This window comes from Nonomuraea mesophila, assembly GCF_004352805.1.
GTDB lineage: Bacteria > Actinomycetota > Actinomycetes > Streptosporangiales > Streptosporangiaceae > Nonomuraea > Nonomuraea longispora.
Genome location: NZ_SMLD01000018.1, coordinates 16,745 through 42,742, shown reverse-complemented (window position 1 = coordinate 42,742; position 25,998 = coordinate 16,745). Strand labels below are relative to the sequence as shown.

The 25,998-nt window shown below is 72.7% G+C and carries 24 protein-coding genes; 6 read left to right on the top strand and 18 right to left on the bottom strand.

Features of this window, described 5'->3' with window-relative positions; translation table 11 throughout:
* Nucleotides 1-13: 13 nt before the first annotated feature.
* The 14 genes from E1295_RS09935 to E1295_RS09870 all read right to left on the bottom strand — a co-directional run bounded on the left by E1295_RS09935 (nt 14) and on the right by E1295_RS09870 (nt 14,753).
* Nucleotides 14-673: a response regulator gene (locus E1295_RS09935; protein ID WP_132629863.1), complete on the bottom strand. Its 660-nt coding sequence runs from the start codon at nt 671-673 to the stop codon at nt 14-16.
* Complete coding sequence (locus E1295_RS09930; RefSeq protein WP_132629861.1) at nt 670-1,848, bottom strand: sensor histidine kinase; 1,179 nt, start codon at nt 1,846-1,848, stop codon at nt 670-672. The genes E1295_RS09935 and E1295_RS09930 overlap by 4 nt, the downstream gene beginning before the upstream one ends.
* The gene (locus tag E1295_RS09925) at nt 1,761-2,339 is read right to left on the bottom strand and encodes a hypothetical protein (RefSeq protein WP_132629859.1); all 579 of its coding nucleotides are present in this window, start codon (nt 2,337-2,339) and stop codon (nt 1,761-1,763) included. The genes E1295_RS09930 and E1295_RS09925 overlap by 88 nt, the downstream gene beginning before the upstream one ends.
* Nucleotides 2,336-3,424 carry a hypothetical protein gene (locus E1295_RS09920; protein ID WP_132629857.1) on the bottom strand — a complete coding sequence of 363 codons (1,089 nt, stop codon included), beginning with the start codon at nt 3,422-3,424 and terminating at the stop codon, nt 2,336-2,338. Before E1295_RS09920 ends, E1295_RS09925 begins: the two co-directional genes overlap by 4 nt.
* Nucleotides 3,425-3,435: 11 nt before the next feature.
* Complete coding sequence (locus E1295_RS09915) at nt 3,436-3,825, bottom strand: FixH family protein (RefSeq protein WP_132629855.1); 390 nt, start codon at nt 3,823-3,825, stop codon at nt 3,436-3,438.
* On the bottom strand, nt 3,822-5,144 hold the full coding sequence (locus E1295_RS09910; RefSeq protein ID WP_132629853.1) for a hypothetical protein: 1,323 nt from the start codon (nt 5,142-5,144) through the stop codon (nt 3,822-3,824). Before E1295_RS09910 ends, E1295_RS09915 begins: the two co-directional genes overlap by 4 nt.
* A gap of 545 nt (nt 5,145-5,689) precedes the next feature.
* Complete coding sequence (locus E1295_RS09905) at nt 5,690-6,229, bottom strand: phospholipase (protein WP_132629851.1); 540 nt, start codon at nt 6,227-6,229, stop codon at nt 5,690-5,692.
* 163 nt (nt 6,230-6,392) lie between these two features.
* Entirely contained in the window at nt 6,393-6,857 is a 465-nt protein-coding gene (locus tag E1295_RS09900) for a hypothetical protein (RefSeq protein WP_132629849.1), read from the bottom strand.
* A gap of 10 nt (nt 6,858-6,867) precedes the next feature.
* A complete protein-coding gene (locus E1295_RS09895; RefSeq protein WP_220448630.1) occupies nt 6,868-7,950 on the bottom strand; it encodes a LacI family DNA-binding transcriptional regulator in 1,083 nt (360 codons plus the stop codon).
* Nucleotides 7,934-9,787, bottom strand: a complete 1,854-nt coding sequence (locus tag E1295_RS09890) for a DUF2264 domain-containing protein (RefSeq protein ID WP_132629845.1) — start codon at nt 9,785-9,787, stop codon at nt 7,934-7,936. Before E1295_RS09890 ends, E1295_RS09895 begins: the two co-directional genes overlap by 17 nt.
* Nucleotides 9,788-9,991: 204 nt before the next feature.
* Nucleotides 9,992-12,088, bottom strand: a complete 2,097-nt coding sequence (locus E1295_RS09885) for an iron ABC transporter permease (protein ID WP_132629843.1) — start codon at nt 12,086-12,088, stop codon at nt 9,992-9,994.
* Nucleotides 12,085-13,071, bottom strand: a complete 987-nt coding sequence (locus E1295_RS09880; protein WP_246079952.1) for an ABC transporter substrate-binding protein — start codon at nt 13,069-13,071, stop codon at nt 12,085-12,087. Before E1295_RS09880 ends, E1295_RS09885 begins: the two co-directional genes overlap by 4 nt.
* 11 nt (nt 13,072-13,082) lie before the next feature.
* Nucleotides 13,083-13,901, bottom strand: a complete 819-nt coding sequence (locus E1295_RS09875; protein ID WP_132629839.1) for an ABC transporter ATP-binding protein — start codon at nt 13,899-13,901, stop codon at nt 13,083-13,085.
* Nucleotides 13,902-13,955: 54 nt separating this feature from the next.
* Nucleotides 13,956-14,753, bottom strand: coding sequence for a hypothetical protein (locus tag E1295_RS09870; RefSeq protein WP_132629837.1), 798 nt, complete (start codon nt 14,751-14,753; stop codon nt 13,956-13,958).
* Between the two features lie 220 nt (nt 14,754-14,973).
* On the opposite strand from E1295_RS09870, the gene E1295_RS09865 reads away from it, so the two are divergent.
* The 4 genes from E1295_RS09865 (at nt 14,974) to E1295_RS09850 (ending at nt 20,754) form a co-directional block, all read left to right on the top strand.
* Nucleotides 14,974-18,711, top strand: a complete 3,738-nt coding sequence (locus tag E1295_RS09865; RefSeq protein WP_166427158.1) for a S8 family serine peptidase — start codon at nt 14,974-14,976, stop codon at nt 18,709-18,711.
* Nucleotides 18,712-18,866: 155 nt separating this feature from the next.
* Nucleotides 18,867-19,244, top strand: coding sequence for a hypothetical protein (locus tag E1295_RS09860; RefSeq protein ID WP_132629833.1), 378 nt, complete (start codon nt 18,867-18,869; stop codon nt 19,242-19,244).
* Entirely contained in the window at nt 19,232-19,531 is a 300-nt protein-coding gene (locus tag E1295_RS09855) for a hypothetical protein (protein WP_132629831.1), read from the top strand. Before E1295_RS09860 ends, E1295_RS09855 begins: the two co-directional genes overlap by 13 nt.
* Nucleotides 19,532-19,578: 47 nt before the next feature.
* Nucleotides 19,579-20,754 carry a serine hydrolase domain-containing protein gene (locus E1295_RS09850; RefSeq protein ID WP_132629829.1) on the top strand — a complete coding sequence of 392 codons (1,176 nt, stop codon included), beginning with the start codon at nt 19,579-19,581 and terminating at the stop codon, nt 20,752-20,754.
* A gap of 18 nt (nt 20,755-20,772) precedes the next feature.
* Here E1295_RS09850 and E1295_RS09845 read toward each other — a convergent pair whose 3' ends face one another.
* Nucleotides 20,773-21,099, bottom strand: coding sequence for a hypothetical protein (locus E1295_RS09845; RefSeq protein ID WP_132629827.1), 327 nt, complete (start codon nt 21,097-21,099; stop codon nt 20,773-20,775).
* Between the two features lie 195 nt (nt 21,100-21,294).
* The gene (locus E1295_RS09840; protein ID WP_220448629.1) at nt 21,295-22,413 is read right to left on the bottom strand and encodes a phosphotransferase; all 1,119 of its coding nucleotides are present in this window, start codon (nt 22,411-22,413) and stop codon (nt 21,295-21,297) included.
* 61 nt (nt 22,414-22,474) lie between these two features.
* Between E1295_RS09840 and E1295_RS09835 the strand changes: the two genes are divergently transcribed.
* A complete protein-coding gene (locus tag E1295_RS09835) occupies nt 22,475-22,816 on the top strand; it encodes a hypothetical protein (protein WP_246079951.1) in 342 nt (113 codons plus the stop codon).
* 33 nt (nt 22,817-22,849) lie between these two features.
* Here the strand turns inward: E1295_RS09835 and E1295_RS09830 are convergent, their stop codons facing one another.
* The gene (locus E1295_RS09830; RefSeq protein ID WP_132629823.1) at nt 22,850-23,821 is read right to left on the bottom strand and encodes a helix-turn-helix transcriptional regulator; all 972 of its coding nucleotides are present in this window, start codon (nt 23,819-23,821) and stop codon (nt 22,850-22,852) included.
* Nucleotides 23,822-23,883: 62 nt separating this feature from the next.
* Here E1295_RS09830 and E1295_RS09825 point away from each other — a divergent pair, with 62 nt between their 5' ends.
* A complete protein-coding gene (locus E1295_RS09825) occupies nt 23,884-25,368 on the top strand; it encodes an MFS transporter (protein WP_132629821.1) in 1,485 nt (494 codons plus the stop codon).
* A gap of 34 nt (nt 25,369-25,402) precedes the next feature.
* Here the strand turns inward: E1295_RS09825 and E1295_RS09820 are convergent, their stop codons facing one another.
* A complete protein-coding gene (locus E1295_RS09820; RefSeq protein ID WP_132629819.1) occupies nt 25,403-25,987 on the bottom strand; it encodes a short chain dehydrogenase in 585 nt (194 codons plus the stop codon).
* Between the last annotated feature and the right edge of the window lie 11 nt (nt 25,988-25,998).

Sequence of the window (25,998 nt, the reverse complement as noted above, 5' to 3'; positions counted from 1 at the left end):
GAGGGATTCCCGGCTACGGCAGGCGCAGGCCGCGCAGCCGCGTCCACGACAGCAGCACGTGCACCCGGTCCGGCAGGCCCAGCTTGGTCAGGACGCTCGACACGTGCACCTTCACGGTGTAGCGGCTGATGACGAGCCGGCGGGCGATCTCGTCGTTGGACAACCCTTCGGCGATCAGCTCACACACCTGCCGTTCGCGCTCGGTGAGCCGGTCGGCCGCCGCAAGCAGCGCCCTGTCGGCGTCGGTGGGCAGTGCGGGCTGCAACGCTTCGATCATCCGGGTGGTCGCCTCCGGCGCCAGCACCGACTGGCCGGCGGCGACGATCCTGATGCCGTCGCGGATGCGCTCGCCCGGCGCGTCCTTGAGCAGGAAGCCGCTGGCCCCGGCCTGCAGCCCGGCGTAGACGTAGCTGTCCAGATCGTACGTCGTGAGAATGAGCACCCGGCTGTGCCCGCCGGCGATGCGGCGGGTGGCTTCGATGCCGTCCATGCCGGGCAGCCGGATGTCCATGAGCACCACGTCAGGACGGTGCTCCGCGACGGCGGCCACGGCGGCGGCACCGTCACCCACGGCGGCCACCACGGTCAGGTCGTCCGCCGCCCCGACCAGGCGGACCAGCGCCTCGCGAAGCAACTGCTCGTCGTCGCAGACCAGGACGCGGATGGCGGTCATGAAACCTCCCGCAGCGGCAGCGTCGCGCACACCTCGAACATCTCCCTCCCCGAACTCACCTCGACGGTGCCGCCGAGCAGCCCGACGCGTTCGCGCATGCCGATCAGCCCCACCCCGCCCGGCCCGCCGGCGGGGGCTCGAGCGGGGACGGCGTTGACGACCGTGATCCTCAGGTGGGTGTCGGTGTAGTCGAGCGACACCCGTACGTCCACGGGCCCGGCGTGCTTGGTGACGTTGGTCAGCGCCTCCTGGACGACGCGGTAGGCGGCCAGCTCGATGCTGGTGTCGACGTGCCGTACGTCGCCGGAGCGGATCAGGCTCGCCCGTGGCCCGCCCGGCGGGATGGCCGCCACCAGAGCGTCGAGCTGGTCCAACCGCGGAGGAGGGGCGAGCGGATCGTGCCCCGGCGGCGCCTGCCTGAGCACGCCGAGCAGCCGCCGCAACTCGGCGAGGGACTCCCGGCCGGTACGGGCCACTCGCCGCAGCGTCTCCTCCATGTCGTCACGGGTGTCCGCGCCGGCCTCCGCGTCCAGCACCATGGTGGTGACCGAGTGGTTGAGAATGTCGTGCAGTTCCCTGGCCAGCAGCGTCCGCTCGCGCTCCGCCGCACGTCGCTCGGCCAGCTCACGTTCGGCCTCCAGCCGCCGCGAGCGGGCCTGCAACTCGTGGATGCGGTCACGGCGGCGCCCGTCCATGCGTCCCATGACCCAGAACCCGACGACGAGCATCGCCGCCACCGCGTACACGGCCACCACCCGCAGCGGGTCACCGAGTGTCACCAGCGTGACCGGCAGCCCGATGCCCAGCAGCGCCAGCACCGCCGCGACGCCGAGCCACCGGTGGCCGCCCCGGCCCCACGCCCCGAGGCGGGACGCGGCGACCAGCGGCGCCACCAGGACGGGCATCTTGACGAGGATCAGCGCCAGCTCAAGGACGACGCTCACACCCAGCGCGGAGAGCGGGAAGCGGCGCGACATCATCAGCGCCGCCGACTGCGCGCCCGCCAGCGCCAGTTGCACGCCCGGCTCGTCACCGGGCACGACCAGCCAGGCGGCCAGCGGCGGCAACAGAGCGGGCAGCCCGGCGCTCAGCCACTCCAGCCGGGTTTCGCGTTGCGCCGGATCGCTCTCGTACGTGCCCAGCCGGCCGCCACCAGCACCACCACCGGTGCCCACGGCAGCAGCGCGATCGTCCAGCTCAGCCCGAGCGGCGGGCCCGGCTGGCCGATCGCCTGGACCGGCAGGACTCCCGTCGAGGTCGCGCCCGCTCTCTCCACGGCGAACTCGAACCGCCATGTGCCCTCCTCAGGCAGTGAGACGACGTCCAGCCCCCAGACCTGTCCCGCGCGGGGATGCCGCGGCAACACGATGGCATCGCCGCGGCGCTGCAGGACGATGCCCTTCAGCCCTTTGCGGTCGCCACTGGGCGACACGGTCGTGACCAGGCCCGTGCGCCCGCTGATGCCGCCCGCCGGTTCGAAGGTGAAGTCGAGCGACTGCAGGGCGCGGACCGGCCACTCCGTGAACCCTACGGTGATCGGGGCTCCGTCGCTCATGGAGACGGTCTCCGTGTGCACGATCTCGCCTGGGAGCGGGGCGGCGGCGGCCGGCCCCGCGGCGGTCGTCACGGTCAGGGCCGCCGCCAGAGCCACCAGGACGCGCCTCATGCCGCCACCGCCTGCGGGGCGGAGAGGCCGCGCTCGTTGAAACGGCGCAGCAGGACGGCGCACTGCCAGCCCAGCCATCCCGTCGCCGCGCCCAGGGCGGTCGCCGTGATCAGGGTGATCGGCAGGTTCATCTCCAGGATGCCGAGCCCGCCGTAGAAGAGCGCGGTGTTGGTTCCGGCCAGCGCGCCGGCCGCCATCGCGATCCGCACCGGCCGCACCGCGCGCCGCACCGCCCAAGCCGTCATGGCGCCGGCCAGCAGCGCGACGAGCGGATAGGTGACCGGGAACCCGATCAGCGCCTGTGGCATGTTCGCGGCGTAGTCGCGCATCGGCTGGCCGATCGCCTCGGCGTACCACCGGGTGGCGGCCGGGGCGAACAGTGACAGCCCGCCTTGGACGAGCACGAACGTCAGCCCTGTCGCGGCGGGCCAGTGCCAGGAGCGAGTGAGGCCGATGACCAGGCTGAGGATGAGCGCCGCCGCCGCGCTCAAGCCCAGGACGCGGGGCGCCACGCCGGGCAGCCATTCGAAGATCATTTCGGACACCATGCCGAAGGCCGACGTCGAGCCGAGGGTGGCCAGGCCGACGGCCAGGGCCAGGCCCCATCGTTCGGCCCGGGTACGCCGCAGCACGGCGAACGCCATGATCATGGCGAAGATCTCGACCTGGATGGACAGTCCGAGTCCGAAATGCGACGGGGTGGTCCCGGCGGCGATGTCGAAGCCGTAGACCTCGTGCCACCACAGGTCGGAGCCCGCGTACAGGAGGTTGCCCGAGGCGCCCAGCCCGCCCACCAGGAACGGCCACGGCGCCCGGAACGTGCGCAGCACCGTCACGGAGGGCGTGCTGGTGGGCGCGCCACGCGCCCAGGTGGACTGCAGCACCACGATCAGGCAGGTGAGCCCGATGATGCCGGTGCCGGCGTAGAGGAGCAGGTGCGGGGCGGTCCAGAAGTCGTCGGGCCCGACGTCGCCGTGCCACTGCCCGTCCCAGACCATGCCGGTCAGTAACGTGGCGTAGCCGAGGAGCAGGGACCAGGCGCCGGTGACCTCCCGGCGGGGGATGTGGGGACGTTCGACTGACATGGGAGTCACTCCTAAGCGGTGATCAGGGTGTTGACTTTGATGACCTCGGTGCCCGAGCTGCCGCGCACCCGGATGCCGATCTCCCAAGGGCCCGTCATGGTGAACAGTTCACCGCGGGCCACATAGCGGCCAGGCCCGTCGGACCGGGCCGGAAGCTCCGGTGTGGTGTGCCCCATGTGCGGCATCACCGCGGAGATGGAGACCTCAGCCGGGGACGCCGGTTGGAGCTCGACGCGCACTTCGAGCGGGCCAAGACGGGGTTCCAGCCGCACCACGACGGCGTGGTGGGTGCCCCGGCCGCGCAGCTCGGCCGGTCCGGGAGCGGGTCCCGCTTGGAAGAGCCAGACGATCCCGGCCACGATCAGCAGCACGGGCAGGACGATGTACAGGCGGCGCCTCATCGGCCGCTCCCTTCCTCGGCGACCTCGATGACGTGGGGTACGGTGACGATCCGGTAGTCCTCGGCGTACTGGATCCAGACCAGATAGCGGCCAGGCCGGGGAAAGCTGAAGACGAACTCGAGCCGTGGCCCGTAGCGGGCGACCGACTCGTCCGGCATCCGGGCGGCGGTGGCGTCGGCCATGGAGCGGGCCTCATGGACGTGGCCGAGGTAGCCGCCGTCATGGCTGCGCAGGATCAGATGGCCGGCCATACCGAGCCATGGCCGCAGGGCGGTGGCGCCGGTGTCGAGCGTGAGGCGGATCGGACGTCCGGCCACGGGCCGCGCGGGCTCGGCCACCGGCCGCGCACCGGTGACAGGCACCTCTTCCCGATCGCCGTGATCCGGGCCGGGTACGGTGAACGCGCCCGAGACGAGCTGGCCGCCCGCACCGGCCCGTTCGAACTCGGCGTACACGAGGTGCCGTCCCGGCTGCTCCGCGCGCAGCCGCACCTCATAGACGCCCGGCGCGGTCCTGATCGGATGCACGTGCCGGAAGAAGCGGCCGTCGTCGCTGGTCACGACGAGATGTGTCAGGGCGGCGTGGTGCTCGGCCAGGTCGTCCGCCGGGGCCCCGGTGGAGCCGTCGAACAACGTCACCCGCAGCCGGTAGGCCGATCGGAGGGCGGGTCGCTCCGGCGCCACCTCCACCAGCGGCTGCGCGTTCGGCCGGGTGAGCGTCTCGGGAGCCGGGGCCCCCTCCGGCGCGAACCAGGGCGAGATCGCTCCGGTGGTGAACGCCACGACGATCGCCACCGCGAACGTCCCCGCGAGACCCACCGCCACGCCCCTGCGCCGGAGCGCCGCACTCGCCAGCGCGCCGAGCAGCGCCACCGCCCCGCACGCGAAGGCCGCGTACACGACGATCTCCCACCGCGGCGTGCTCGGCACCAGCAGGTCGAACGGCAGCACCGACCGCTCCCCGCCCGCCCGCACCTCCAACTCGTGGGGCCCCACATCCCCGGCGCGCAGGATGGCCGGGTACATGCCGGGCCGCCCGCCCACGACCCGCACGGAGGCCGTGGACGACCCGCCGTTCTCGACGGACCGGACGGCCAGCTCGACCTGCCCGCCCTTACCGGGGTCGTGCGCGACCACGTCCACCTGCAGCGGAGCCGGTACGCGGATGCTCGCCCGCACCACGACGGTGAGTTCCATGCCGCCGATCGTCTGGGCGAACCGCGCATCGGCCTCGGCGTCCCTGCCGTGCGCGGCCGCGGGGGACGCCCAGGCGAGCAGGGCCACAAGGGCGAGCAGGACCGGGGTCAGACGGTTGATCACGACCTTGAGCGTAGGAACCGGCCCGCATCCGCCACATCGGCCGACGGCACTGACGTGCCTAGTTCCACGGAACTACCGGCTCCGCCCCTCGGCCCGGCGCCGCTTCATCGCCACGTAGCCGCTGCGTCGGGTGTCCGAGGTGCTGTTGCCGGGGCGGAGGCCCAGGTAGAGGATGCGGCGCTCGACGGCTACGTGCTCAAGCTGGCCGCCGACACCTGGGCCGCGGCCTCCGGCGACGGGAAACAGGAGGCCGTACGCGGAGCACGGTGGACGTCCACCGGGGCTGGTCTCGGCCTCGGGCAGTACGGCGACCATCGCCGTGCCGCGCGCTGCTGGCGTGCGCCTGCCTGGTGCTGCCGCTCCGGCGGGCCCGGCCGATCGTCACTCTGAGCCAGGGGGCTTCGAGCCACCCTCGAAGCCGCCTTGACGTCATCACACTCCGGCAGGTCGCGTGAGCTCGGAAACGACGACAACATGATGGGCGCGTGACCCGACCGGAGTCGGGTGTCGCCGCGATCGCGACCACACCCGACTCCGGTTCTCGGTCAGCCCGCCTGCTGCTGCTCGGCTGCGGCGGAGCGTTCGGCCTGCCGCTTGACCTCGCGGATCTGCTGGTCGGTGACGACCAGGTTGCCGAATTCCTTGACCGCCTGGTAATAAGTCCAGGCGAGCCCGTCACAGGTCGCCTTGGACACTCCCGAGTAGCGCGCGCACACCTGACGCATATCGAAGTAGAAGGCGTCGTCTATGCGCGGTTTGTTGGCCGGGAATTGGCTGACGTCCTTGTAATTGCGGTAGCCGAAGTCGTGCCGTCGGCACGACATCCGGAAATCGAAGCCGAGAGGCTGGTCGGGGCTGCTCGAACAGAGGTCGGTGGACCAGTCGAAGGCGTAGTCGGCCCAGGCAGACTGGTTCTCCCACGCGTTGCGCCACGCGTTGGCGCTCGTGGTGGTGGGCTGGCTGAACGAGGAGAGAGCGGCGAGTTTCTGCTCCAGCGTCACCGCGTGGGCCGGCAAGGCGAATCCGAATAAGGCGAACAGAAGGACGACGGCGGGGGTGAGGGGGGCGATTGAACGTCTGACCATGAAAGTCTGCTCCAGATGCCCGGGGAGATGGCAGGCTGTGCCTGATGTCCTTACGATGACGCGCGGTTCCGGGAAAATCCGAAGCAGATCTTGCCCAAACTTCCGGGCAGGCTTCGCACAGCATTGATCTTTACAGGGCGGCGCGCTTCTGTCAGCTGCGCAGTCAGCGGAGGGTGCGCCGGGCCAGCAGCAGCCGTGCCGACCAGCCGGCGGCCCACAACAGGAGCAGGGCCACGAGCGCGCCACCCAGCATGATCGTCAGCCCGGCGCCGATGTTGGCCCCGACCGTGCCCGCCGTCACGACCCGCCAGCCGGCTCCCACGACGGCGCCCGCGGCCAGCACCGGGATCAGCGCCGCCCACCACCGGCGGTCGAAGCGGCGCCGCCGCGACGCCCGCACCAGCAGCGTCGCCGTCACACCCGCCACCACCAGCGCGCCCACGCCGGCCGCGCCCTCGGCCCACGGGCCCAGGCCGGGCGGGCTGATCACGTGGTCGAGGGCCGTGCCGGGCGGCACGTCCGCGCTGAGGTCGCCCACCAGCCACCAGACGGCCACCGGTACGGCCAGCGCGCAGCCCGCGGCGGCCACGAGAAGGCCCCGTCCTGAAGGCGATGCCGTGTCTGCCATGAGTAAAGTCTTACCGCCCCGCGGGCGGGCATGCGCGCGTCCTGCGGCGTCCGCCGCCCAGCGGCTGCACCGAGCACCTGACCACGGTGTGGGTGCCGAGCGTGATGGGCGGTTCGGCCAGCGGATCCTTGCCCGACAACGCCAGGCGTACGGCGGCCCGGCCCAGTTCGGTGTGCGGCAGGTGAACGGTGGTCAGCCCGATGTCCTCGGCGGGGGGCACGTCGTCGTAGCCGACGATCGAGACGTCATCGGGGACGCGCAGCCCGTGCTCGCGCAGTGCCGTGACGGCCCCGGCCGCGATGAGGTCGGTCGCGGCGAAGATCGCGGTGAAGTCGCGCGGCCCCTCGGTCAGGCGCCGCTTCATCGTCACGTAGCCGCTGCGCCGGTCGAAGTCGCAGCGCATCTCGAGCGTGGGATCGGAGGCGACGCCATGATCGGCGAGGGCCGCGCGATAACCCGCGACCCGGGTGTCCGACGTGCTGTTGCCAGGGCGGAGGCCCAGGTAGAGGATGCGGCGGTGCCCGGCCGACAGCAGGTGGGCGGTGATCGCGTGGGCTCCGCCGGTGTTGTCGAAGTCGACCGTGAAGGCCGGCACCCCGTCACCGAGCGGCGGCCGGCCGCACAACACCAGGCGGGAGCCGGAGGCCGCCAGCCCGTGCGCGTAGCGCGACATGCGTTCGCGGTAGTCGTCGTCGAGCACCACGCCGCCCACCAGGATCACCGCCTCGGCCCGCTGCTCGCGCATGGTCCGGACGCAGGTCAGCTCACGCTCGGGGTCGCCGCCCGTGGTGCAGATGAGGGACAGGCGGCCCTCGGCGGCGGCCCGCTCCTCCACCCCCTGGGCGATGAGGGCGTAGTAGGCCGAGGCGACCGAGTGGATGACGATGGCCACCGCGCCGGGCGAGGCCACGGACAGTGCCCTGGCCTGCGCGTTGGGCACGTAGTCGAGCTCGCGCACCGCGCGCAGCACCTTGCGCCTGGTGCTCGGGTGCACCGGATAGTCACCGGCGAGCGTGCGGGAGACGGTCGCCACCGAGACGCCCGCGTACGTGGCGACGTCGCGGATGGTGACGCGCCTAGCCGGTCCAGACAACGCGTTCCCCCACGGGTCCATGCCGGCGGTAGCGGGGCTCGCGGCCGAGCCGGACGTCGACCCGCGAGCCGGCGGCGTCATTCCACGAGACCTGCTCACCGTGCACCGAGATCCGCGGGCCCTCGGCGTACGGAGCCCGCCCCAGCCGCACCGCCGAGACGAAGATCGCCGCGCGATCGCCCGGGTGGGTGCCGACGAGGTAGGGGGTGGCGGAGTGGGCGCCGAACGCGTTCTCCTCGTGGCGCAGCGCGGCGGCGGCCGTGTGCCAGCCGTGCAGCCCGGCGATCTCGCTGACCAGGTCCTTCCCGGCCGCAGCGGTCACCGAGGCGGTCACCGAGGCGGTGAGCCCGCCCGGCGTGACCTCGCACGGCTCGCCGGAGGCGACGGCGTGCCCGCCGTCGCGGACCACGCTGCCCGCGGGGGCGCTCACCCGGTGCACGCGGACCTCCCACGGGCCGTCGAGCACGGACGCGGTCTCCACGACCACCTCCCCGTCGGCGTAGCGGGAGGCGGCGAAGCCGTCGGCGACGCCGATGCGCTCGATGCGGCGGCGGCGGGTGGCCCGCCCGTCGGGCAGCAGCACGGTGAGGTGGTTGTCGATGTTCTCGGCCCGGCCGCCGGGGCCGGTCTCCGGCGCGGTGTGCGTCGAGTAGCCGAGCTTGGCGTAGTGGGGGTCGTCCCCGGCGGTGTCGGGGTCGTTGCCGTCGCTGCCGTGGTTGACCAGGCGGGTGACGCCCTCGCTGCGGTGCAGCAGCCAGCCGGGCGCGGGGAGGGCCAGGCTGAGGTCGCCGGCGTCGGGTGCGGCGGCCGGAGCGGTCCACACCGGGTGGGCGGGGCCGAGCAGCAACCCGAGGAAGCCCTTGCTCGCCCAGTAGGGGGAGGCCGGTCCCGAGTAGCTCTGGGTCACGGGCAGGAAGGGGCGGTGCCAGCCCAGGCTGAGCAGGCCCCGCTCGTCGGGCACGCCGTGGGCGGCGAAGTGGTCGAGGGTGCGGCCCGCCATCAGGCGGGTGGCGCCCGGCTCGATCGGGGAGGCGTCGAAGAGCGCGCCGAGCCAGAGCGGGGCCAGGCTCGCCATCCGGTAGGTGAGCGAACGTCCCTGGTGCATGGGGGCGCCGTCGGGGGCGAACAGGTGCCGGTAGCCGTCGAGGAACGTGCGGAGCCGTTCCCGGTGGACCGTCGCGTCGGCGCCCGACATCCTCGTCCACAACAGCGTGTAGAGGTGGATCGCCCAGCCGCAGTAATAGTCGTAGTTCTGGCCGGCGCCGTCGGTGTACCAGCCGTCGCCGACGTACCAGCGTTCCACGTCGGCGAGGTGCCGGTCGATCTCGTCCTGGTCGTACGGACCGCCGACCCCGGCGAGGAACTGCTCGACGATCACCTTGAACAGCACCCAGTTGCACGGCCATGCGTGTTTGCCCACGATGCCGCCCAGCCAGGCGACCACCCGCTCCTGGACCACGGGGTCGAGCCGGTCGAAGAGCATCGGCCGGGTCTCGTGCAGCGCGATCGCGACGGAGGCGGCCTCGACGATGCTCTGGTGGCCGTCGGCGATGGGCGGCCAGGCGAACTCGTGGCCGGGGTCGGTGCCGTGTCCGAGCCCTTCGGCGTAGCGCTCCAGCAGGGCCGCGGGCGCGGCGGCCGGGTCGCCGGCGAGGCGGAACGCGGCGAGCAGGAAGGTGCGCGCGAACCCTTCGAGCCCGTCGGACTCCGGCCCCGACCTGCTGGTGCGGCCGGGCAGCCGGTATTGCGCGTGACCAGGGGTGGCGTAGGGAGTCACCGCGTCGAGCAGCCCGTCGGCGACGTCGACCCAGTGCTCGCGAGCATGGTCACCGCGCATGAGACCTCCATGGTAACGGGTTACATCGAGTCCGGCCCGACGATAGGCAGCCGCCCTGTGGCGCGTCAATGGCCGACGTGGCCGTGGAGTGAGGGCCTGGGGAGGACGGTGAACCATCGGGCGGAACCGGCCATGGCAGGCCGTGCATGGTTGCTAGTAACCGGTTACTACGACCGTCGGCTCTTGGGCGCCGCCGCGACCTGATCAGGTGTTCACGTGGGCACGGGCCCGCCACAGGAGATAGACGAAGTATGGCGTGCCGATCAGCGCCGTGACGAGCCCCGCCGGCACCTGCGCGGGGGCGATGACCGTACGCCCCAGCGTGTCGGCCAGGCTCACCAGCAGCGCACCGAGCAGCGCCGCCACCGGCAGGACCCTGGCCGTGCGCGCGCCCACCATGGCGCGGGCGGCGTGCGGGGCGACCAGGCCGACGAAGGAGACCACCCCGACCGCCGACACCGCCGTGGCGGTGAGCAGCACAGCGCCGGCGAGCGCGGTCAGGCGCACCGGTTCCAGGGACACACCCAGGATGCGCGGGCTGTCCTCGTCGAGGGAGAGCAGGTCGAGGTCCCGGCGCAGCCAGGCCAGCAGCGGCACGGCCAGCAGCAGGGCCAGCGCGACCGGGATCAGCTGTGCCGGCACGCGGCCGTACGTGGAGCCGGACAGCCAGGTCAGGGCCAGGGCGGTGTTCCACGGGTCGGCCTTGACGATGATCAGCACGGTGAGGCTCGTACAGGCGTACTGCACGGCGATGCCGATGAGGACGAGCCGGTCGGAGCTCAGGCCGCCGCGCCAGGCCAGCCCGTAGACCAGGCCGAAGGCGATCAGCGCGCCGACGCCGGCCGCGCCGGTCATGGCCCAGATGCCGGCCACCGGCGCCATGGTCAGCAGCGAGATCGCGCCGACGCCCGCCCCGGCCGTGACGCCGAGCACGCCCGGCTCGGCGAGCGGGTTGCGGCACACCGCCTGCACGGCCGTGCCCGCCACGGCCAGCGCCACCCCCGCGAGCACGGCGGCCAGGACCCGCGGGTAACGCTGGTCGAGCACGAACGTCAGGGCCCGGCCCGTACGGCCCTGCAGCCAGTTGAGCACGTCACCGGTCAGGAGCCACCGGTCGCCGGCGAGCAGGCCGAGGACCAGCGCCCCGGCCAGCAGCGCCGCGAGCATGCCGGCGACGGTCAGGAAGGCCGCGCGCGACCGGGTGGAGCCGACGCGCGCGGCCGGCGGGCGGCGCGTCGGCCCTGCGTCCCGGTAGCGGCGGGCCAGCCACACCATCGCGCCGGCGCCGAGCAGCGTGGTCACGACGCCCGGCGGCACCTCCACCCCGGCCTGCGCGCCCATCACGGCACGCAGCGCGATGTCGGAGCCGAGCACGATGAGCACGCCGGCCAGTCCCGACAGGGGAAGCAACGACCTGTGCCGGTGCAGCCCGGGGATCGACCTCGGCAGCAGCCGGACGATCACCGGGGCGCAGAGGCCGACGAATCCGATCGGCCCGGCCACGGTCACCGCCGCGGCCGCCAGCACGATGGCCAGCAGCGTCAGCCACATCCGCAGGCGCCGTACATGCACGCCCAGCACCGAGGCCGTGTCGTCGCCGAGGCCGAGGATGTCCAGCCGCGGCCCGGCCAGGATCGCCGCCGCCATCGCGACCGCGATCACGGGGCCGAACTGGGTGACGGCGCGCAGGTCGCCCTGCACGAGGGAGCCGCTGCCCCAGGCGTACAACCCGGTGGTCTCCTCCTCGAAGAGGATCATCACGAGGTTGGTGAGCGAGCTCATCGCCATCGCCGTGGCGGAGCCGGCCAGGATGAGCCGGGTCGTGCCGTTGCGCCCGCCCGCCGACATGGCCATCACCAGGGCGGCCGCGGCCAGCCCGCCGACCAGGGCGAGCCCGCCGGACACCGGCAGGGGCAGCGTCAGGCCGAACGCGGCGGCCGTGGCGACGGTGAGGTGGGCGCCGGAGCTGACCGCCAGCGTGTCCGGCGAGGCCATCGGATTGCGGGCGATCGACTGCAGCAGCGAGCCGGCCACGCCCAGCGCGCAACCGACGGTGACGCCGGCCAGCAGCCGGGGCAGCCGCGAGGCGAGCAGCACACGGGCGGCCTCCTCGCCGCCGCCGGACGGCCCGTTGACGAGCAGGGCCAGGAGGTCGAGCGCGCCCACCGACGAGGTGCCCTGCGTCACGTGCACGGCGGCCACCAGGACGGTGGCGGCCACGGCGAGCAGGAAGACCCCGGCGGCTCCCAGCCGTCTCAGGGGCGTGGCCGGGGGCGCCGGGGTCAGGACGGGGACGCTCAACCCGCGTACGCCTTCACCAGCGCCTCGGCGTACTGCCGGCACGACAGCGGCCCGCCGAAGGTCCAGATGCCGTCGGGCAGCTTGGTGACCTGCCCCTTGGCCACGAACGGCAACGACTTCCAGATGGCGTTGTCCTCCAGGCCGTCGGCGAACACGTCCACGCCGTCGGAGGCGTTGTAGAAGAAGCGGATGTCGGGGTCCTTCAGCGCGGACAGGCCCTCGACGTCGGTGGCGCCGAGCCCCCACACCTCGTCGACCTTGCCGGTCCAGGCGTTCTTCAGCCCGAGGCGGATGGCGACCTGGGAGACGAGCGAGCCTTCGCCGAAGGGACGGATGGAGATCGTGCTGCCCTGCTTCCACCCGTCGGCCATGATGAACGGCTTGCCTGCTGCGCCGGCGGCGGCGATCTTCTCCTTGGCGGCGGTCATCGCGGCGTCGAAGTCGGCCATGAGCTTGCCGGCCTCCGCCGTCCTGCCGACGGCGGTCGCGATCCTGTCGAGGTCGTCGCGCATGCGCGTGAGGTTGTCCTTGGCGTCGCTGCCCTCGAACGCCAGCACGGGCACGAACTTCTCCAGCTGGCTCACCAGCGCCGTGTCGCGTCCCGACTCCATGACGACGAGGTCGGGCTGGAGCGCGCTGATGGAGTCGACGCTGGGCTCCTGCCGGCTGCCGACGTCCTTGACCGAGGCGTCGAGCTTGATCGAGGTGTTCCAGGTGGCGTAGCCCTTCACGTCGGCCACGCCCACGGGCATGACGCCGAGCGAGGCCAGCATCTCGGTCTCGCCCCACTCCAGGCTGACGACCCTGGTCGCCGGGCGGTCGAGGGTGACCTGCTTGCCGCGGTCGTCGGTGACGGTCACGGGGGCGGCGGCCGAGCCGCCGGGGGAGGGGGCCTGCTCGGCAACGGGGGCCTCGGTGGTGCCGCAGGCGCCGAGGGTCACGATCGCGGCGAGCGCTGTCAACGCGCTGCGCAGTGAGGTCATGGTGGTTCCTGTCATGTCGTGGCGGGGACGTCTCGGGTGTGCCGGCCGATCGGCCGGGTGATCACGGTCCCCGTCCTGGGGTCGTGGCTGACCTCGATGCGGATGCCGTACGTGTCGCTGAGCCGGTCCTCGGTGAGGACCTGCGCGGGCGGGCCGTCGGCGAGGACCCGGCCCTCCCGCAGAAGTACGACGTGATCGGCGATCTCGGCGGCCTGGTTGAGGTCGTGCAGCACGACGCCGATCGCCACGCCGTGCTCGTCGGCCAGATCGCGGACGAGTTCCAGCAGCTCGACCTGGTAACGCAGGTCGAGGAACGTGGTGGGCTCGTCGAGCAGCAGCACGCCGGTGTCCTGCGCGAGGCAGGTGGCCAGCCACACGCGCTGCAGTTCGCCGCCGGACAGCTCGTCGACGGGACGTCCGGCCATCGCCGTCACTCCGGTCAGCTCCATCGCCCGGCGGACGGCCTCGGCGCCGCCGGGGTCGCCGGCTCTCCAGCGCCCCCTGTAGGGGTGCCGGCCGTACCCGACGACGTCGCGGACCTGCACGCCGCCCGGGGTGGGGCGGCTCTGCGCCAGGAGCGTCACGCGCCGCGCGAAGTCGCGGGCCGTCAGGTCGAGCGCGCGGGCGCCGTCGGCCAGCGTCACCGTGCCGCGGTCAGGGCGGTGCAGGCGGGCCAGGGCGCGCAGCAGCGTGGACTTGCCGCTGCCGTTCGGCCCCACCAGCGCGGTGACGCGGCCGGGCCGCAGCGCGATGCGGCCGTCCTCGACCACGGTGGTTCCGTGGTAGCTGAGGCACAGCTCCGCCCCGCGCAGAGAGATCTCCTCGGTCATGAGGATAGGTTAGGCTAACCTTGCCCAATAATCACTATGTCGCGGTTGTGCACTTTACGGACTATTGGGCGTTCTCCGGGCGGGCCGGCGCAACCACAGACCGCCGGTGGCGGCGAGGGCCAGCAGCAACCCCGTCGCGACCAGCACCCGGCCGTCGGGCCCCGCCATGCCGCCGCCCCCGGTCGCCACGCCGCCCTCGGGGGTCTCCGTCACGGTCCTCGTCGTGGTGGGGGCCGGGCTGGTGGTCGTGTCCTCCGGCGTGGAGGTGCCGGGGTCGGGCGTCGGCGAACCGGTGGACTCGTCAGGGGTGGGACTGGAGCTCGGATCGGCCGTCCCGCCGACGGTGAGCGGATATTCCCGGAGCGAGTCCTTGTCGGCGACCTCGCACTCGATCACGGGCTCCTGGGGAGTGGGGCCGAAGTTGACGGCGGCCGCGTGCACCGTGCCCGTGCCGGGGGAGGTCGCGGTCGTCCTCAGCTCGACGGTCGTCGCGGGCAGCGTGATCGGCTGGCCCGGGGTGACGGTGCCGAGCTGGCCGACGCCCGTCGCGGAGGTCAGCCGGTCGATCCCGCTGATGCCGGCGTAGGCGTACATCTTGAGCCCGTCCACGCCCGTCGTGGGGGCGAGCAGGCGGGTGGAGCCGACGTAGGAGCCGCGCCAGCCGATCGTCATCTGCGTGCCGACGGTGGCGTCCGTGGGCACCGTCAGCTCGATGTCGAGGTTGATCTGCTGCTGCATGCCCGTCGCGGTGGTTTCGCACGTGTACGCCACCGTGTCGGCGTGCGCCGCCGAGGGCAGCGCGGCGTACGCGAGGGCCAGGGCTAAGGCCGGAACGGCCAGTCGTGCACGCAAGGCGGCTCCTTGAGGCAGATGGTGCGCAAGAGGAGACGGCGCACGACGGCCTTTGGTTGACAGGGGTGTCCGCATCGGGACAACGCCAGCTTTTCACGTCCCGGCCATTACTTGGCTGATTACTGACATGTCCGAGTTTCGCCACTGTCGAAAGCTCCATGACCAGCGCAGTTGTGTCACATTGGATCGGCTGAAATGTCGTACATGCCGGAGGAAAGTGATGTGGCCTGGTCGATGGACCCGGCGATGGGCCGCGGTCGCGGCCGCGCTGGCGATGAGCGTGACACCGGTGCCGGGAGCGCGGGCCGACGCCGTGCCGGAACTCTTACCGGCCGCCGAGCCGCGCAGTTACGACGTCACGCTGATCACCGGTGACAAGGTGCACATCGCCGTCGGCGAGGACGGCAGGCAGCGGGCGAGCGTGACCCCGCGCGACCCGGCCCGTTCCGGTTTCCGCATGGTGGACCACGGCGGCGAGTTGTCCGTGCTGCCCGCCGACGTGGCGGACCTGGTGCCGGACAGGCTCGACCCCGCGCTGTTCAACGTGACCGCGCTGGCCGCCCAGGGCTACACCGACCAGCAGACCGGCTCGCTCCCGCTGATCGTGCAGCAGGACGCGGGCGCGGCGCCTCTCACTGGGCCCCTCGCCGGGCTGAAGGCCGGCAACCGGCTGGAGAGCATCGGCGCGATCGGGGCGGAGCTCGCCAAGAAGGACGCCGCCGCGTTCGCGGCCGGTCTGGTCACCGGCTCCGGCCTGGCGGCCGGCGTGCGCAAGGTCTGGCTCGACCGCAAGATCACCTCCCGGCCGGTCACGAGCGCGTCCACCGCCGGCGCAGCGGCGGCACGCACCGGCGACGGTGACGGCGCGGGCACCACCGTCGCCGTGCTCGACAGCGGGATCGACGCGGCCCACCCCGACCTGGCGGGCAAGGTCGCGGGCGCACGCGACTTCACCTACGACGGCGACCCGGCCGACCGGTACGGCAGCGGCACGGCCATGGCGGGTGTCATCGCGGGCAGCGGCGCGGCGTCAGGAGGCACGTACACGGGCGTCGCTCCCGGGGCACGGCTGCTCAACGGCAAGATCATCGATGAGTCGGGCAGCGGGCTGGCCTCCTGGGCGATCGAGGGCCTGGAGTGGGCGTCGGGGGAGGCGGGCGCCGAGGTCGTGACGATGGCGGTGGGCGTTCCAGGAGCGGGCGGCCCGCTCACCGACGCCGTCAACAGGCTGACCGCCGAGAACGGCACGCTCTTCGTCATGAGCACCGGCGACCGGGGCTGCGAGGCCTGCGTCGACAGCCCCGCAGACGCCCAGGCGGCGCTCACCGTCGGCGCCGTCGACGGCCAGGGCGGGCTCGCGGACTTCTCCGCGTACGGGCCGGTGGGCCTGCACCGCGCGGTCAAGCCCGAGCTGACCGCGCCCGGCGTCGGCGTGGTCGCGGCCCGTGCCGCGAACTTCCAGCCCGCCGAGCCCGTCGGCGACCACTACGCACGTGTCTCAGGAACGGCCTTGGCCGCGTCGTACGCCGCGGGCGCCGCCGCGCTGCTGCGCCAGGCCAGGCCCGGCATCACCGCTCCCGAGGTCAGGTCCGCGCTCGTGGGCGGCTCGGAAGCGCTGCCCGGCGTGCCCGTGGACAAGGGCGGAGCGGGCCGGCTCGACGTGGCGGGGGCGCTCGCGCGTACGGTGGCGGCCGGCGACGCGGCGCTCGACTTCGGGCTCACGACGGCCGGTGCCGGGTACCCGGTGACCCGTACGATCTCCTACCGCAACCTCGGAGCGGAACCGGTCACGGTCGCCCTCGACGCCGGCGCCCCGTTCACGCTCTCCACGACCGAGCTCACCCTGCCCGCGGGCGGCAAGGGCCAGGTGGACGTCGCGCTCGACCCCGCCAGGACGCCGGCGGGCTGGGCCCGCGCGGAGCTCGTCGCGACGCCCGCAGGCGGCCCCGAGTTGCGGACGCTGCTGACCGGCAACGTCGAGGTCCGGCGGGTCGAGCTCCGGGTGTCCGCCGTCGCGCGGGACGGCCGGCCGAGCCGCATGCTGCCCAGCGTGGTCGACCTGGACAGCGGAGCGCTCTATGGCCGCGAACTGCCGAGCGACTCCGACAGGCGGTGCGAGACGGACGACGGGTACTGCTGGCTCGTCCCGCCGGGCACGTACTCGATTCTCGGCGTCGTCAGCACCCTGCGCCCGGGAGCCACCAGCGAAGGCCGCGGAGACGTCATCGACCAGAGCTTCACCGGGTATCCGGAGATGAAGGTCGCCCGCGACACCGACGTCGTGCTCGATGCGCGCAAGGCGGTCGCGGTGAAGATCGACACGCCCGGCCACCGCACCGCGCGGAACCGCGGCGCGGCCACCAAGCTCGTCTACACCAGGCAGCCGGTGAACGGACCAAGGTATACCGAGAGCTTCCTCATGGACGGTCGTGTCGAGGAGAGCTACTACCTGCAGCCCACCGCGAAGGTGACCAAGGGCGAGTTCGCCGTGGCCACGCGGTGGCGGCTGGAGGCCCCCGCGATCACCCTGCGGACGTCCGGCGCCGACCTCCATCCCAGGTACGTCGACCCGGTCTACTTCAGCAACCGGTCCACGCAGTTCCCCCGGCTCGACGGGACCGCGGCGCTGACGGTCGCCGACGCCGGTGACGGCGGCGCGCTGAAGGGCCGTGACCTGCGCGGCCGGCTGGCGCTGATCCGCCGTACGCCCGGGACCTCCGTCTCGGCCCTCGCCAACGCGGCGGGAGCGGCCGGCGCCCGCATGGTGGCGATCTACGGCGACACGCACCTGACCGGGAACGAGAGCCTGCTCACCGTGCCGACGGTGACGCTCCCGGAGACGGAGGGCGAACGGCTGGCCGCGCGGGCGGGCCGCGGGCGCGTCCAGGTCGTCGCCAAGGGCGTCGTGGCCAGCCCCTACGTCTACGACCTGTACCTGAGCGAGGAGGGCCGGGTCAGGAAGCGGCCGTCGTACGTGGCGGCGAAACGTTCGCTGGCCCGCGTGGACACGGCCTTCCACAGCCAGCTGACAGGCGACGTCGCGCTCTCCGAGGTCAAGTACGGCTGGATGCCGTGGGAGACGTCGTCGTGGGACTCGGTCAGGACGGTGCCCAGGGCGCCGCGCGTGCGGACCGACTACCTGAGTCCCGCCCCCGGCGTGCGCTGGCACAGCGCGGCCGACATGCCGGAGCGGTCGTACAACGCGATCTTCCCCGAGGAGGAGCAGGGCGTGATGACCGTCAGGGATCGCACGCGCGGCTACCGGGCGGGCGAGCGGATCGAGCGCACGTGGCTGAAGCATCCGGTGGCGCCCGGGTTCGCGCCGGACTCGCCCACGCAGCGGCAGGGCGACACGCTCACCGTCGACATGCGCGCCCTCGTCGACGCCGAGGGGAACACAGGAAGCCAGCCGACCGACTGGTTCCCGCACGGCTACGTCTCGGACTGGCGCATCTACAAGGGCGACGAGCTGATCGGCAGGACGGGGACGGGCGGCTCCGGCCGGGTCCTGCTGCCGCCGGAGCGGGCCGGCTACCGCGTGGAGTACACCGTGGAGAACCGCTCGACCTGGGCGCGCCTGTCGACCAGGACGAGGACGGTGTGGACGTTCGAGTCGGAGCACGCCGAGGGTGATCCGGTCGTGCTGCCGCTGCTGGCCGTCGCGTACGACGTGCCCGTCGACCTGCGCAACCGCACCGCCTCCGCCAAGCTCGGCCTGACCGTCTCCCATCAGGAGGGCGCGCAGGGCAGTGCCATCGAGAGGGTGACCCTCGAGACGTCGTCCGACGATGGCAGAACCTGGCGTCCCGCCCGCCGGCTGCGCGACAAGGGCCACGGCACGTACGAGGCCACCATCGAACGGCCCCGGCAGGGCACGGTCTCGCTGCGCGTCACGGCCGCCGACGCCGCCGGCTCCACGGTGACGCAGGAGGTGATCCGGGCGTACGGAACCCGCTGACCCCCACAGAACATCGTCTCTTACATTGACGACGATTCCTGCTCCAGGATACAGTCTGTCTCTGTAAGAGACGATGTTCTGCCCGCCCGGGTGCCACTTCCCGGCGTGGTAGTAATGAGATCCGCGCAGGAGGCACGAAAGACAAAGTTGGCGCCATGACCGAGCACTACCTGGGCGTTCTCGGCCTCGCCGAGGCGCTGGGAGTGACCCGGCACGCGGTGCACAAATGGCGCTCCCGCTATCCCGCCGGCTCCGACCACCCGTTCCCCGAGCCCGACGTCGAGATCGACGGAGCTCCCGGCTGGCGTCCCGACCGGGTGGAGGAGATCGTGCGCTGGCGCGACGGCCTGCCGGGCCGGGGTGCGGGCGGAGGCCGTCCGTCCGCCGCCCGCCAGGACTACCTCAGGGCGGCCCTGGCGCGCGGGCTCGACCGCGACGAGGCTCTGCGCGCGCTCGCCACGTTCACCGCGGAGTTCCCCGAGATGACCGAGCCGGAGATCTGCGCCTGGCTCATGGAGAAGTGGCGCCGCTAGCGTGCCGGGTGACCGGCGACCCCAAGGAGACCTCGATGGCCCAGCTTCCCCGGCCGGTCCGCGCCCCCTTCACCGCGGAGGAGAAGTCCCGGGCGGAGGCCAACTTCGTCCCCCTCGTCGCCGAGCACCTCACCGCCCGCGGCCGGTTCAGGGTGAGCGCCGACACCCCCGAGCTGACCGAGGTGTTCCAGAACGTCGCACGCAGGGTGGGCGACCTGCTCGGACGGCCCGTGGTCAGCTACGCCAACGGCAGATACATCGTGATCGCCTTCGGCCCTCAGGAGTGAGCGCCGAAGGCGACCGGCACCTGATCCACCCATGGAGGCGACGACGCATGCCCGACATCAGCGGGGAGACCGCACCGGGATTCGAAGCAGTACGTACGGCATTCGCCCGCAACCTGGCCGAGCACGAGGAGATCGGCGCCGCGGTGGCCGTCTACCTGCACGGCAGGAAGGTCGTCGACCTGTGGGGCGGCCTGGCCGACCCCGACGAGGGCCGTCGCTGGGAACGCGACACCCTCCAGGTCGTCTACTCCACCACCAAGGCCGTCACCGCCGCCTGCGCGCACCTGCTGGCGCAGCGGGGGGAGCTCGACCTCGACGCGCCCGTCGCACGCTACTGGCCGGAGTTCGCGGCGCAGGGCAAGGAGCGCATCCCGGTGCGCTGGCTGCTCACCCACCAGGCCGGGCTGCCCGCCATCGACCGGCCGATCACCCCGGCCGAGGCGATCGCCTGGGACCCCATGGTGGAGGCGCTGGCCGCCCAGCGCCCCTTCTGGGAGCCGGGCACGGAACACGGCTATCACGGGCTCACGTACGGATGGCTCGTCGGGGAGGTCGTCCGGCGGGTGAGCGGCCGCAGCCTCGGCACGTTCCTCGCGGAGGAGATCGCCGGCCCGCTCGGCCTCGACCTGTGGATCGGGCTGCCGAAGAGCGAACTGCACCGGGTCAGCCGGATCGTCACGTCGGTGCCAGGCACGGCGGACCTGGCAGGGGCCGACCTGGACGCCCTGCCCGAATCCGTGCGCGAGATGATGCGGGCCTACACCGACCCGACGTCCCTGTCCATGCGCTCGATGTCCGTGGTCTCGCCCCCGCTCGACCACAACGACCCCGCGGAGCAGCAGGCCGAGATGCCCTCCACCAACGGCATCTGCACGGCCCGCGCGCTGGCCCGCTTCTACGCCGCCCTCATCGGCGAGGTCGACGGCCACCGCATCCTCACCCCCGCCACCCTGGCGGCGGCGACCGCCGAACAGACCGCCGGCCTCGACCGCATCCTGCGCCTGCCCGTCAGGATCGGCACCGGCTTCGGCCTGCCGACCCCTGACGCGTTCTTCCACACGCCCACGACCTTCGGGTTCCCCGGGCTGGGCGGCTCGCTCGGCTTCGCCGACCCGGAGAGCGGGCTCGCGTTCGGGTATGTGATGAACCACGTCAAGGAAGACGGCCAGAACCGCAGAACCGCCACCCTGGTGGAGGCGGTCAGGAACGCGACCGGCGGTTAGCCGGCCGGGGACGCGGGCTCACCACACGGGCCTGAGCTCGTACTTCGCGGACTTGACGTACTTCGCGCCCGGAGGGCAGAGCACGATGGCCCGGCTGCCCACACCCGCCCTCTCCCAGGCGCTGTAGTAGGTGCCCTTCGGGCCGCCTCCCGGCTCGTTCGTGTACAGTGCCAGGGCTCTGAACTCCCCGGTCCCGCCCGTGCACCTCGCGGCGGCGCCCTCGGCGCCCGAGCCGGGTCGGTAGAGGAAGGCCGAGCAGCCGATGGGCGTCGCGGACGCCGGACCCGGATACGTCACCACGGCCATCCCGGCCGCCACGGCGAGGGCTATCGCTACTTTTCTCACGTCGTTCTCCGCTCGTACGAGAAATGTCGCGGAATTTCTAACAGGCGCTGGTATGCCCGGGGTATGCCGCCGGTCCAGCTCGACAGGATTGCGCTGGGCGACATGCACCGCATCGGCGACGACGGTCTCGCCACGCCCACGCCGAGCTGAACCAGTACGACGACGCTCACCACAACTGGTCGCAGGCCCTGGCCATCATGAGCATCGGCGGCGGGGCGTGTAGGGCGGGAACGCCGTCCGGTCGCCGAGGTCGACGTCCGCGTCGGGCCAGCGGCGGCGCAGCAGGCCGGCCACCCGGCGGGCCCAGCCGGCCAGGCGCGGCAGGCTGCGGTGCTCGTCGGCGGTGCGGGCGGCGGCCTCCAGGGTGGCGACGAGCTGGACGCGGCTCCCGTCGCCCGGCGGGCGCGCCTCGACCTTGGCGAGGCGTTCGAGCCGGATCAGGACGTACGCGAAGCAGGCGGCGGCCAGGCCGAAGCCGTAGCGCCGGTCGTCCTCCGCCTCCGGCACGCCGGCGGCCAGGGCGCGGCGGTGGTGCTCCGCATGCGCGGGGTCCACCGACAGCCAGCCCGGACCGGGGACGTGCAGGCAGACGGCATCGTGCAGCGCGTGCGTGTAACCGGCGAACTCGAAGTCGATGAGGCGGGCGTCCGGGTCGCCGGCCGGGTGCACGAGAACGTTGTTGGCCTCGGGGTCGCCGTTGCTCAACGCCAGGAACGGGCCCGGGTGCTCCAGCTCCTCCAGCGCGGCGGCGAGCTCACGTTCCGCCCCGCCCTCGATCGGCGCGCCCAGGAGGGCCGCCTGCCTGCGTCCCTCCTCGCGGAAGCCGGGGAACCTCTCGGCGTCGCCGGCCGGCCCGAGGACGCGTCTGCGCACGGCGTACGGTCCGGCCCTGCCCGCCGTGGCGGCGCTGAGCTCGCCGCGGATGCGGGCGAAGGCGGTCAGCCGCCCGGCGTGGGCGGTGGCGCCCTGCGCACGCAGCAGCCCGTCGAGCGCCGTACGCGGAGCCAGGTCCTCCAGCACGACGAGCTCCGCGTCGAGGTCGGCGGCGATCACCCGCGGCGCCAGGCCGGATGCCAGGTCGTCGGAGAGGAACCGCAGCGCGGCCACCTCGGTGCGCAGCCGCTGCGACGTGGCGAGCGGGACCGCGCCCGGATGCGGGCGCATCCACTTCACGATCACCCGCTCGCCGCCCTCAAGGCGCGCCCGCGCGACGGCATAGGGCTCCAGCCGCCGCCACCCGGCCACGGTGACGGGGGTGGAACGGCAGCGGGACAGCAGCGACTCAACCTGTGCGACGATCACATCCGCGGTCACCGGCGCCAGCGTACGGGGCCTGGCCCGGCCGCCGGAAGCTACGCTTGCCGGGACGAACCGCATGGAGTTGGAGGGCCGGCTGACGATGAGCGCGGAACAGGATTTCCAGCAGGTCGGCGCCGAGCTGGCCGACCTGGGCGTACGGATCTCCAGGATGATGGGCAACCCCTCGCTCAAAGATCAGGCGGGCAAGGTGTTCGCGAGCCTGCAGCGCGACGGCGCGATGGTGTTCCGGCTGGTCAGGGACACCCCCGAACACGCAGCCGCGCTCCAGCTGGCCGGCGCGTCCCTGTTCGACCCCTCAGGACGGGGCAGGGAGATGAAGGACTGGGTGGTCGTGCCCCACTCCGCGGCCGAGAAGTGGACGGATCTGGCCGAGATCGCTCTCAGCCGCCCCCGCTGACCCGGACGCCCGGCAGCCGATCCGCACAGTGCGTCACCTGGCGTGCCCGAGTCCTTCGTCGATGCGGGTGCGCAGGGATCGCAGAGCCTGCCGGAGCTCCGCCGGTTCGATGTCCGTGAGGTCGGCGTCGAACGTCAGGAGCAGCCCGGCCAGCCCTGCCCAGGACCACGCACCGAGCGTGAGCCGGCAGCTGGAGCCGGTGTGGTGCTCGACCGTCGATCCGCCGGGGGCGAACCGGGCGACGACGGGCGCGGGCAGGGCGACGAGCGCCGACCCGCGGCACGGCCAGTCCGCCGGGGTGTCGCCGCGGTCGTGCGTGCTCATGACGAAGGCGACCGGATCGCTCTGCGGGACGTCGCGGCGCTCGAAGGTTCTTCCCGTGGGCATGCGTGGTACGAGGCGGTCGACGCGCATCGCGCGCCATCGGTCCGCTTCCGGATCGAACGCGACGAGGTACCACCGCGCCGCCCACACCACGAGGTCGTGCGGTTCCAGCGTGAGCGTCGTCGGTTCGTCCTCACCGGTGCAGTCGACGCGAACGGTGTGCCCTCGGCTGATCGCGCCACCGATGACCCGGATGATCTCGGCGTCGATGGGCGCCGCGGGGAACTCCCAGTAGTTGCGCGCCGCCGAGACGGTGAACGCCTCGGCGTGGACACGGCTGCGGGCGGGCATCGCCTGCCGCAGCGTGGCGAGGGCACGGGCCGAGTTCTCGCGGATGCCGGACAGGAGCAGGGGGACGGTCTGGAGGGCGACGGCCGCCGCGACGGCCTGCTCCTCGTCGAAGACCACCGGGGCCAACCGGCCGGCGCGGCCGAGCCGGTAACCACCTCCCGCCCCGCGCACGGCCTCGATGTCGTACCCGAGCTCTCTGAGGGTGTCGATGTCGCGTCGCACGGTGCGTACGGACGTCCCGAGCCTGCCCGCGAGCTCCTCGGCGGTCAGGGTCGCGCCGATCCCGAAGATCGACAGCAGCTTGAGCGTGCGTGCGGAGGTGGCAGCCATCGCTCGATCACCTCACCTGAAGCGGTCACTCGATGGCAACAATACCTGCCAATGTCGCCGGCATGACCGCTTCACAGAGCCTTCCTGACGAGGGCACGCCTACCTCCGCCGCCACCCCGGCGCTCATCTCCGGCGCGGGCGCGGGCGCGGGCGCGGCGCTGCTGGTGGTGCTCTTCGGCTCCTTCATGGACCTTCTCGACGCGACGATCATCACGGTCGCGGCCCCGGCGATAGCCCAGGACCTGGATGCCGGCGACGCTCAGATCCAGTGGATGATGGCCGCCTACGTCCTCTCCCTGGGTGCGGGCCTGATCACCGGTGGACGGCTCGGTGACCAGTACGGCCGCAAACGCCTGTTCATGATCGGGCTGGCCGGGTTCATGCTCACCTCCGCACTCTGCGCGCTGGCCGCGGATCCGTACATGCTCATCGGCATGCGCGCCGCGCAGGGACTGACCGCCGGCGTCATGGTCCCGCAGGTGTTCGGGATCATCCGGGCGTCGTTCGCTCCGGCCGAGCGCGCCAGGGCGTTCGGCGCCTACGGGGCGGTCCAGGGGCTCGCGTCGGTCGCCGGCCCGCTCCTGGGCGGGTTGCTCGTCGACGGCGACCTGTTCGGTCTCGGATGGCGCACGATCTTCTGGGTCAACGTGCCCGTCTCGATCCTGGCGCTCGTCATCGGCGCGAAGGTGCTGCCGGAGTCCCGCTCCACCTCGACCGCGCGGCTGGACCTCCTGGGCGCGCTGCTCGCGGCTGCGGGCATCCTGCTCCTGCTGCTGCCGATCATCCAGACCGAGAGCCGGGGATGGACCTGGAACAGCTCCGCCCTTGTCGCCGCCGGAGTCATCGTGGTGTCGATCTTCCTGGCCTACGAACGACGCCTCACCGCACGCGGGCACGAACCTGTCCTCGACCCGGCTCTGCTCCGCATCCGCGCCTTCGCGATCGGCCTCAGCGTGTCCGTGCTCTTCTTCGGCGGCCTCGGGCCGTTCTTCCTCACCCTGTCGATCTACCTGCAGAACGGCACTGACCGCACCGCGTGGGAGACCGGCCTGGTGATCCTGCCGTACGCGCTCGGCTCGATCATCACCTCAGGACTCGGCGTCGCTCTGGCCGCCAGAGCCGGGAAAGCCCTGCTGATCGCCGGCTCACTCACCATCGCGGCCTCCCAGCTCATCCTGTGGGGGATCATCAGGGACGGCGGCGATCCCGGATATCCGCTCCTCGCCCTCGCCCTTCTCGTCGGCGGCCTCGGGCTCGGTCTGGCCGCCCCCATCCTCGTCAACGTCGTCCTCGCCGGGATCCCCGGACGCAACGCGGGCGCCGCCGGCGGCGTGCTCTCCACCGTCAACCAGATCGGCGGCGCCATCGGCATCGCCGTCCTCGGCACGGTCTTCTTCACCGCCGTCACCGGATCGGCCACCGGCACACCGGGACCGGCGGACTACGGCCACGCGCTCGGCATCGTCCTCGTCGTCTCCGCGGCGCTCTACGTCGTGGCGGCCCTCGTGACGCTCGCGCTCCCGAAGACCGCCGGCGAACCCGGCTGAACGAATAACCGCGTCCGTGGCGGGCGGCTGCTCGTCAGGGAACGATCGTCCGGCCCTGCGCGGTGCCCTCCACGGCCGAGACGTAGGCGCGGGCCACCTCGGCGACCGGCGTCCCACCCGCGCCGTCGAGGCCCATGCCCTCCAGGGTCTCCTTGATCCAGCCGGGGGCGATCACGTTGATGCGCAGCCCGCGGGGCAGCTCGCTCGCCGCGTTCCGTACGAACCCCTCCAGCCCGGCGTTGACCAGCGCGCCGAGCGAGCCGTCGGGGAGCGGGGCGGCGAACGTGCCTCCCGTGAGGGTGACGGAGCCGCCGTCACGCAGGTGACGCAGCGCCCGTCTGGCCAGCGCGACCTGTCCCAGCAGCTTTCCCGAGATCCCGGCGGCGAACTCCTCGTCCGTCACCGTCTCCAGCCGCACCAGCGGCCCGCTCGCCGCGCAGCACACCACCGCGTCGGCGTCGGGAACCGTCTCGAACAGCGCGTCCAGTGACGTCCCGTCCTCCAGATCCACCTGCACCGGCCCCCGCCGCGAGGCCGCGACGACCTCGTGGCGGGGGCTCAGGGCGGCCTCGACAGCGCGCCCCACGGTGCCCGACGCTCCGATCATGATCACTTTCATGTGATCCATGA